This is a genomic window from Asanoa sp. NPDC050611 (genome assembly GCF_040654855.1).
GTDB lineage: Bacteria > Actinomycetota > Actinomycetes > Mycobacteriales > Micromonosporaceae > Asanoa.
The window spans coordinates 1-9,208 of record NZ_JBFAIU010000309.1; the positions used below are offsets into that span (position 1 = coordinate 1).

Consider the following 9,208-nt stretch of genomic DNA (forward strand, 5'->3'; position numbering starts at 1 on the left):
GCGTGGCTCCGGCGAGGCGCCACACTTCCTGCACCGCGGGCACGCCAACCGCGCCCAGGCACAGGTTCGTGGCCAGGTTGCCGGCCGGCGGGACCGACCGTCGGCAGTGCCGGCGGCGCGACCCACGGGTTCGGCGGCGGGCCGGCGTACCACTGCTGGGTCGGAATGTGACCCGGGCTCGCCGGCGGTGGGTAGGCCGCCGGCGGCCCGGGCTGGCGCGGGTCCCGCGCGCCGGTGGATCGCTGGGGGTCGGGGTGCACCCGGACAGTGTTACAGGTTGCCCCGAGCTTCCTGTTCCCGCTCGATGGCCTCGAACAGGGCCTTGAAGTTGCCCTTGCCGAAGCCGAGGGAGCCATGGCGCTCGATCAGCTCGAAGAAGACCGTCGGGCGGTCCTGCACGGGCTTGGTGAAGATCTGGAGCAGGTAGCCGTCCTCGTCGCGGTCGACCAGGATCTTGCGCTCCTTGAGCTGCTCGATCGGCACGCGCACGGTGCCGATCCGGGCGCGCAGCTCCGGGTCGTCGTAGTAGGAGTCGGGCGTGTCCAGGAACTCGACGCCCGCCGCCCGCATCGCGTCGACGCTGGCCAGGATGTCGTTGGTGGCGATCGCGATGTGCTGGGCGCCCGGGCCGTCGTAGAACTCGAGGTACTCGTCGATCTGCGACTTCTTGCGGGCGATGGCCGGCTCGTTCAGCGGGAACTTGACCTTGCGCGTGCCGCTGGCGACGACCTTCGACATCAGCGCCGAGTAGTCGGTCGCGATGTCGTCGCCGACGAACTCGGCCATGTTCGTGAAGCCCATGACCCGCTTGTAGAACTCGACCCAGTGGTCCATCTTGCCGAGCTCGACGTTGCCGACCACGTGGTCGACCGCCTGGAAGTAGCGCTTCGGCTGCAGGCCCGCCGCGATCGCCGGAGCCCGGTCGACGATCGGCTTGCGGGCGACGAACCCTGGCAGGAACGGGCCGCTGTAGCGGGACCGGTCGATCAGCGAGTGCCGGGTGTCGCCGTACGTGTCGATCGCGGCGTACCGGATGGTGCCGTGCTCGTCCGTGATGTCCGTCGGCTCGGTGTGCGCGTCCGCGCCCTGCGCCACCGCGTAGGCGAACGCCGCGTCGACGTCGGGCACCTCGAGCGCGATGTCGACGACGCCGTCGGAGTGCTTCTGCACGTGTGCGGCGTCGGCCGCGTCGGGCCGGACGGCGCCGCGAAACACGAAGCGGGCGCTGCCGCTGGTCAGCACGTACTCGGCGTAGTCCCGGAAGCCCTGCTCCGGGCCGCGGTAGGCGACGCAGGTCATGCCGAACGCGGTCGAGTAGTAGTGCGCGGCCTGCTTGGCGTTGCCCACCAGGAAGAGGATGTGGTCGAGGCCCTTGACCGGGAACGGGTCGCTGGCGATGTCGTGCTCGACCGCCCCGATCAGCCGATCGGCGGTGGCCTGGTCGATGTCGTTGAGCGCCTGAGTCATCGTCGACTCCCCTCGTGTGGCTGCCGTCTGAGCCGAGCGTCACTTGGATCCGCGTTGTTGGTCAACTGTCCTAGAATTCTCTGCGCAGGTTGTGCAATCCGTCCGGGAGATCGCCGAAATGACATCGCAGATTGTCCAGCTCGATTCCCTGGACGCCGCATTGATCAACTTGCTGGCCGAGGAGCCCCGGATCGGCGTCCTCGAATGCTCGCGGCGGCTCCGGGTGGCCCGTGGGACGGTCCAGGCGCGGCTCGACAAGCTGGTCGCGCGCGGCGTGATCCGGGGCTTCGGACCGGAGATCCAACCCGCGTCCATCGGGTACGGCGTGACCGCGTTCGTGACGCTGGAGATCAGCCAGCGGCAGGGCCACGACCCGGTGGCCGTGCACCTGTCGCGCATCCCCGAGGTGTTGGAGGCGCACACGATCACCGGCTCCGGCGACCTGATGTGCCGGGTGGTCGCCCGGTCCAACGCCGACCTGCAGCGGGTGATCGACCGGATCGTCGCACACGGCGCGGTGGCCCGGGCCTCGACGATCATCTCGCTGACGGAGCAGATCGCGTTCCGTGTGCTGCCGCTGGTGTCGGCCGCGGTCGGCGAATCGGCAGCCACGGCACCCGACGGTCCGGACGCGGATTAATCTCGCAAACCGGATCGACACGGGTTTATCGCCGTCCCGGATCTTCTGCCGGCGTGTCGCTACGGTGTGCCGGTGGCGAGGGGGAACGGCCCCTGTGTGAAGTGCTGGGCCGCGTTCGTGGCGGTCCTCCTCGTCGTGGGCTACTTCACCGGCGTGCTGACCCCGCTGCTCGACAAGGTCTGGGCCATGGTCAACACCTCGACCCCGCTGTCGACACCCGCACCGCTCTGGCAGCAGCGGCTCGGCGGGACCCCGCGCAGCGCCACCATCGCCGGCGGTGCGGTGATCATCGAGCACCGCACGATCGTCGAGTCGCGCGGCCTCGGGTCGGGCGCGCAGCTGTGGGAGCACAAGGCCGACTGGGCGGCGGTCGCCGGCGAGGGCAACACCGCCGTGGTGGTCACCGGCAAGCTGCTGGTCAAGGGCTACCAGGTGGTCGACCCCATGTCGGGCAGCGTGCGCCGCACGGACACCGAGGCGCGGGCGGTCTGGACCTATCGCAACGGACTGCTCGACGTGCGCTGCCACGGCCCCGAGGACTGCACGCTGACCGCCTGGGACCCGCAGGGCAGCACCCCACTGTGGACCGTGCAGATCCCGGGCATCGGGTTCGTGCTGTTCGCCGACAACCCCGACATCCTCGGCACCCAGCCGATGACCGCCAAGCGGATCGACGGCAACGCCGGCGGCCCGGACCTGATGCCGCCCATGCTCGGCCTGCCGATCGACGACAAGGTCTTCGTCGTGGACACCGCCGCCGGCCAGGTGGTCCGCGAGCTGACGCCCGAGCGCGACGAGCGCATGGTGGTGGTCGGCGGCCGCGTGCTGCGGATCAAGGCGGTCTCCGCCGACGGCACCTGTTACTTCTCGGTCGTCGCGTCCGACGCGGCCACCGGCGGCGAGGTGTGGCGCAACGCCGGCATCAACATGCGCACGGCGAAGGACGGCGGGTGCGCGCAGCGCGACGACCCGGCCGGCGGTCGCAACGTGGTCGTCGGGGTGGCCGCGGACGCCCGGGAGCTGGTGATCGACGCGTACGACGGGCGGATCCTGTTCACCGGCGCGCCCGGGGAGCACCTGCTCGGTGTCGACGACCGGTACGCGGTCGTGCGTACCGCCGATGGCAGCGCCGTCCGCAGCGTCGAGCTCGGCGGTCGCGGCAGCTGGAAGCGGCCCGCGGCCCCGAAGAGCAGCGTGGCGCTGACCGAGCCGGCCGTCGTCGTGGTCGACCAGAAGCCCGATCGGATCATCGCGGTCAACCCGGGCACGGGTGCGGAGCTGGTCAACGTGCGCTCGGAGGCCGACGTGCTCGCGGTCGGCCCGGCCGGGATGATCATCGTCAGTGGCCGCGACATGGGTTACCTGCCGTTCTCGGGTGCCGGCAGCGTGCCGAACCCACCGCCCGCTACCGGCAATCCGGGCAACACGGGCAATGACTGGCCAGAGTGTGGCGGGCCCAAACAAGAGGTCTGCAAAGGCGGCTAGGCTAGCCGCTCATGAGCGACGCCGCCGCCTTCAACTACTCACCGCTCTTGCCGCAAGGCGACGACCTGACCGAATACCGGCTGGTCACCGACGAGGGCGTCGACGTGGTCAAGGGCCCGGGCGGCCGGCAGTTCCTCACCGTCGACCCGGCGGTGCTCACTGCGCTGACCGCGGAGGCGATGCACGACATCGCCCACTACCTGCGCCCGGCGCACCTGACCCAGCTCCGCTCGATCATCGACGACCCGGCGGCGTCGCCGAACGACCGGTTCGTGGCGCTCGACCTCCTGCGCAACGCCAACATCGCGGCCGGCGGCGTCCTGCCGATGTGCCAGGACACCGGCACGGCGATCGTGATGGGCAAGCGGGGTCGGCACGTGCTGACGGACGGCACCGACGAGGAGGCCATCGCCCGGGGCGTCTACCAGGCGTACACCCGGCTGAATCTGCGCTATTCGCAGCTCGCGCCGATCTCGATGTGGGAGGAGCGCAACACCGGGACCAACCTGCCGGCCCAGATCGAGCTGTACGCGGAGGACCCGGGCGGGCACCCGGACGCCTACAAGTTCCTGTTCATGGCCAAGGGCGGCGGGTCGGCCAACAAGTCGTTCCTCTACCAGGAGACGAAGGCGCTGCTGAACCCGGCGCGGATGATGTCGTTCCTGGAGGAGAAGCTGCGGCTGATCGGCACCTCGGCCTGCCCGCCGTACCACCTGGCCGTGGTGGTGGGTGGCACCTCGGCCGAGCACGCGCTGAAGACCGCGAAGCTCGCGTCGGCGAAGTACCTGGACGGGTTGCCGACCGCCGGCTCGCTGTCCGCGCACGGCTTCCGCGATCTCGACCTCGAGGCCGAGGTGCTGGAGCTGACGCGACAGTTCGGCATCGGCGCCCAGTTCGGTGGCCGGTACTTCTGCCACGACGTGCGGGTCGTCCGCCTGCCGCGGCACGGCGCCTCCTGCCCGGTCGCGATCGCGGTCTCCTGCTCGGCCGACCGCCAGGCGGTCGCCAAGATCACGCCGTCGGGCGTCTGGCTGGAGCGGCTGGAGACCGACCCGGCGCGGTTCCTCCCGGAGGTCACCGACGCGCAGCTCGAGTCGAGCGAGGTCGTCCGCATCGACCTCAACCGGCCGATGTCCGAGATCCGGGCCGAGCTGTCGAAGTACCCGGTGAAAACCCGGCTGTCCCTGACCGGTCCGCTGGTGGTGGCCCGCGACATCGCGCACGCGAAGCTGGCGGAGCGACTGGACGCGGGTGAGGAAATGCCGTCCTACATGCGGGACCACGCGGTCTACTACGCAGGCCCGGCGAAGACACCCGAGGGTTACGCGTCGGGCTCGTTCGGCCCGACCACGGCCGGCCGGATGGACTCCTATGTGGCCCGGTTCCAGGCGGCCGGCGGCTCGCAGGTGATGCTGGCGAAGGGCAACCGCTCGGCGCAGGTCACCCGCTCGTGCGCGGAACACGGCGGCTTCTACCTCGGCTCGATCGGCGGCCCGGCGGCGCGGCTCGCGCAGGACTGCATCAAGCACGTCGAGGTCCTGGAGTACGCGGAGCTCGGCATGGAAGCCATCTGGAAGATCGAGGTCGAGGACTTTCCGGCCTTCATCGTGGTCGATGACAAGGGCAACGACTTCTTCGCGGAGGTCACCAAGCCGGTCCTGACGGTCGGGCGCCGCCCCTAGCGGTGTGGATCACTCTGCGTGCCTCCGCCGGCGGGGGCAGGATGGAGTGGTGACTGGCGTTGAGGAGAACGGGTTCCGCGTCGAGCGGGACACCATGGGTGAGGTACGCGTGCCGGCCGAGGCGTTGTGGCGGGCGCAGACGCAGCGGGCGGTGGAGAACTTCCCGGTGTCGGGGCGGGGCATCGAGCCCGGCAACATCCGGGCACTCGCCCAGATCAAGGGCGCCGCGGCCGCGGTCAACGGCGAGCTCGGGGTGATCGACGAGGGGCTGGCCACCGCGATTCAGGTCGCCGCCGCCCACGTCGCCGGTGGCGGGTTCGACGACCAGTTCCCGATCGACGTCTTCCAGACCGGTTCCGGCACCTCCTCCAACATGAACGCCAACGAGGTGATCGCCACGCTGGCGGCCCGCGAGCTGGGCCGCGACGTGCACCCGAACGACCACGTGAACGCGTCGCAGTCCAGCAACGACGTCTACCCGTCGTCGATCCACCTCGCCGCGACCGAGGCGGTCGTCAACGAGCTGGTCCCGGCCCTCGACCACCTCGCCGGCGCCCTGTCGGCGAAGTCGGCGGAGTTCGCGACCGTGGTCAAGGCCGGGCGCACCCACCTGATGGACGCCACACCGGTCACCCTCGGCCAGGAGTTCGGCGGGTACGCGGCCCAGGTCCGCTATGGCATCGCCCGCCTGGAGTCGACGGTGCCGCGCCTGGCGGAGCTGCCGCTGGGCGGCACCGCGGTGGGCACGGGCGTCAACACCCCACCCGGCTTCGCGGCGAAAGTGATCGAGCGGCTGCGCACGGAGACGGGCCTGCCGCTGACCGAGGCCCGCGACCACTTCGAGGCCCAGGGCGCCCGCGACGGCCTGGTCGAGGCATCGGGCCAGCTCCGCACGGTGGCGGTCGGCCTCTACAAGATCGCGAACGACATCCGCTGGATGGGCTCCGGCCCGCGCGCCGGCCTGGGCGAGCTGCGCATCCCGGACCTGCAGCCGGGCTCGTCGATCATGCCGGGCAAGGTCAACCCGGTCGTCTGCGAGTCGGTGCGCCAGGTCGCGGCCCAGGTCATCGGCAACGACGCGGCGATCGCGTTCGCGGGTTCGCAGGGCGACTTCGAGCTCAACGTCATGCTCCCGGTGATGGCCCGCAACATCCTGGAGTCGATCCGCCTGCTGGCGGCGGCGAGCCGGATGCTGGCGGACCGCTGCGTGGCCGGCCTGGCGGCGAACGAGGAGGTCACCCTGGCGTACGCGGAGGGTTCCCCGTCGATCGTCACCCCGCTGAACCGCCACCTGGGCTACGACGAGGCAGCGTCGATCGCGAAGGAGGCGCTGGCGACCGGCCGCTCAATCCGCGCGGTGGTCATCGACCGCGGCCACGTCGCCAACGGCAAAATCACGGAGGAGAAGCTCGACGAGCTCCTCGACGTCCTCCGCATGACCCGTCCCTGACCCGCGAGTCAACCCGGTTGGCACACCTGGGGATGGCCCCTGGGTGGGCTTCGTTCGAGCAGGCCGTGAGGCCGGAGGCGGTCGCGCCCACGACCGGGTGGGCACTGCGCGGCTCTGACCGTTCGGCGTCGGGTAGGCAGCCCCACGCGCCGCGCGGGGTATGAGCGGCGGTGCGCGGGTTGCCGAGCATGTGGCCGGTCGGGGCGGCGGCGCCGCCCCAACAGCGCGCCGGCCGCACGCGGGGTATGAGCAGCGTTGCCCGCGTTGCCGAAGGTGTGGCCGGTCGGGGCGGCGGCGCCGCCCCCGCCGCGCCGGCCCCACGCGGCCCGTGCTCGCGGTGGCATTTGCTCTGCGTCCATATCGCATCGCCTCCGCCGCGCCGGTCGCACGTGGCTGATGGTCGCGGTGGCGTTTGCTCTGCGTCCATATACGCATCGCCGCCGCCGCCGCCGCCGCGCCGGTCGCACGTGGCTGATGGTCGCGGTGGCGTTTGCTCTGCGTCCATATACGCATCGCCGCCGCCGCCGCGCCGGTCGCACGCGGCTGATGGTCGCGGTGGCGTTTGCTCTGCATCCATATACGCATCGCCGCCGCCGCAGCGCGGTGCGGAGCCGCTCCCCGGTCGGCGACCGCGTCCGCCGGCGCCTCGTCACGCGGCGGCCGCACACTTCCCCGGGGCGGCCGGGCCGTGTCGCTGAGGTCGGTCAGGCGGCCGAGCTGCGGCGGATCTGGAGGGGGGCCGGTTCGACGCGTTGCCAGCTCGGACCCGTCTCGTTCGCGAGCAGTGCCCGGGTGGCCATCGCGGCCATCTTCTCCACCGGCTGCCGGACCGAGGTCATCGCCGGCGTGGCCACCGAGGCCAGGAAGCTGTCGTCGAAGCCCACCAGTGCCACGTCGTCCGGGACGCGGCGGCCGCTTTCGCTCAGTGCCCGCAGCACGCCCATCGCGGTCAGGTCGCAGGCCGCGAAGATGCCGTCGAGGTCCGGGTGTTCCGCCAGCAGTTGGTGCGTGCCCGCCACGCCCGCCTCCAGGCAGAAGCCGCCCTCCGCGCCGATCGGCTCGTGGCCCGCGTCCATCGACGCCGAGTGGAAGCCCCGGCGGCGGCCCGTGGCGCACGAGTTGTTCGGCTTCCCGTGGACCGCCACCACCTTCCGCCGGCCCGTGCGGTAGAGGTGCTCCACCGCCGACCGCGCGCCCAGCACGTTTTCCGCCTCCACCGACGCCACGCCCAGCGCCGACCGGCCCAGCGACACCACCCGGCCGCAGCGCGCCGTGAGGCGGGCCGCCAGCTCCGGTGGCACGTTGATCAGCAGGGCGCCGACCTCGACGATGCGGGCGACATCGTCCAGGCGGGTGGGTGCGTCCGGCTCGTCGATCACGTGCGTGCGCATCTGGGTCTCGGTGCCGGCCAGCGCCGACAGGATGCCGGACACCACGCGGCTGTAGTACGGGTTGCTGCCGACCTGCGTCGCGTCCTCGTCGATGATGATCAGGTCGATTACGTCCGTGCGGCCCTTGGCCAGGGCTCGGGCGGCCAGGTCGGGGTGGTAGCCCAGCTGCTCGACGGCGTGCCAGACGCGGTCGCGGGTGCGGGTGGACACCCGGGCGCCGCCGGTGATCACGCGGGATGCGGTCGCGCGGGACACACCCGCCACGCGGCCAACGTCTTCCAGTGTCGGCTTCTTTGCCTCCATCACCGTATGTTAGGCGTGAGAGCGCTCTCCTTGACATCCTGTTTTCGCGTTCTGCGCCATCCACGGCCCAGCAGCGCCGCGCGGACCTCGCGGACCACGTCGGCGAACTCGCGCCGCGGCGACATGCGCAGCGTCAGCCAGCCTTCGTCGACCATCAGCGTCTCGGCGGCCGGCTCCGGCCCGCCGCACCACAGCGCCACGCGGAAGTCGGGCCAGGCCAGCGGCGGCCGCGCCGCGAACACCGGCGGACGGGCCAGCGCCATCGGCAGCCCGGCGAGGAACAACCGGACCCGCAACAGCGACTCCGCCGGCGAGCGCGCGTTGCCGTCGGCCAGCGCCAGCGTGTGCCGCGCCCGCCGCCCGCCGGGCCGGTCGGCCAACCGCGCTGCCACCGCCCGCAGCGAAGCCGGCGTCACCAGACCCTGGAACAGCAGCGCGTCGACCACCGCCACCGCGTCGGGCAGCGCCAGCCAGACGGCGGCGTCCCAGGCGGTGCGGGAAGGGACGGTGACCGCCACGGACGAGCCACCGCCCGCCAGCGGGACGCGACAGACCTCGGCCGGGTCGAGCCGGACCCGGTGCAGCCGGGTCCCCACCTGGTCGCTCACCCGCCGACCGGCGGCCAGGATCAGGTGCACCGGATCGGACACGGAAGCGGCCGCCGGGACACCGTGTGCGACCGCCGCCGAGGGCCCGGCCAGCACCACGGCGTCGGGCGGCAACCGAGCCAGCGAGGCCCGGCACATCAGCGCGTGGTCGCGGGGCAGCCGCGCGTCGGCGTAGACGTCGT

Annotated in this window: 7 protein-coding genes; 4 read left to right on the forward strand and 3 right to left on the reverse strand. The window is 71.8% G+C overall.

What is annotated here, in order from left to right:
• Positions 1-270: 270 nt before the first annotated feature.
• Positions 271-1,467 carry a 4-hydroxyphenylpyruvate dioxygenase gene (gene hppD / locus AB0H87_RS32740; protein WP_360154503.1) on the reverse strand — a complete coding sequence of 399 codons (1,197 nt, stop codon included), beginning with the start codon at positions 1,465-1,467 and terminating at the stop codon, positions 271-273.
• Positions 1,468-1,585: 118 nt separating this feature from the next.
• On the opposite strand from hppD, the gene AB0H87_RS32745 reads away from it, so the two are divergent.
• The 4 genes from AB0H87_RS32745 to AB0H87_RS32760 all read left to right on the forward strand — a co-directional run bounded on the left by AB0H87_RS32745 (position 1,586) and on the right by AB0H87_RS32760 (position 6,724).
• Positions 1,586-2,107: an Lrp/AsnC family transcriptional regulator gene (locus AB0H87_RS32745; protein WP_360154506.1), complete on the forward strand. Its 522-nt coding sequence runs from the start codon at positions 1,586-1,588 to the stop codon at positions 2,105-2,107.
• A 72-nt stretch (positions 2,108-2,179) separates the two neighbouring features.
• Positions 2,180-3,592, forward strand: coding sequence for a PQQ-binding-like beta-propeller repeat protein (locus tag AB0H87_RS32750; protein WP_360154509.1), 1,413 nt, complete (start codon positions 2,180-2,182; stop codon positions 3,590-3,592).
• Positions 3,593-3,603: 11 nt separating this feature from the next.
• Positions 3,604-5,274: a fumarate hydratase gene (locus tag AB0H87_RS32755; RefSeq protein ID WP_360154512.1), complete on the forward strand. Its 1,671-nt coding sequence runs from the start codon at positions 3,604-3,606 to the stop codon at positions 5,272-5,274.
• 49 nt (positions 5,275-5,323) lie between these two features.
• Positions 5,324-6,724, forward strand: coding sequence for a class II fumarate hydratase (locus AB0H87_RS32760; protein ID WP_360154515.1), 1,401 nt, complete (start codon positions 5,324-5,326; stop codon positions 6,722-6,724).
• A 704-nt stretch (positions 6,725-7,428) separates the two neighbouring features.
• Here the strand turns inward: AB0H87_RS32760 and AB0H87_RS32765 are convergent.
• The gene (locus tag AB0H87_RS32765) at positions 7,429-8,418 is read right to left on the reverse strand and encodes a LacI family DNA-binding transcriptional regulator (protein ID WP_360154518.1); all 990 of its coding nucleotides are present in this window, start codon (positions 8,416-8,418) and stop codon (positions 7,429-7,431) included.
• The coding region (locus tag AB0H87_RS32770) for a hypothetical protein (protein ID WP_360154521.1) at positions 8,418-9,208 on the reverse strand (791 nt) is incomplete at its 5' end. The genes AB0H87_RS32770 and AB0H87_RS32765, both read right to left, overlap by 1 nt.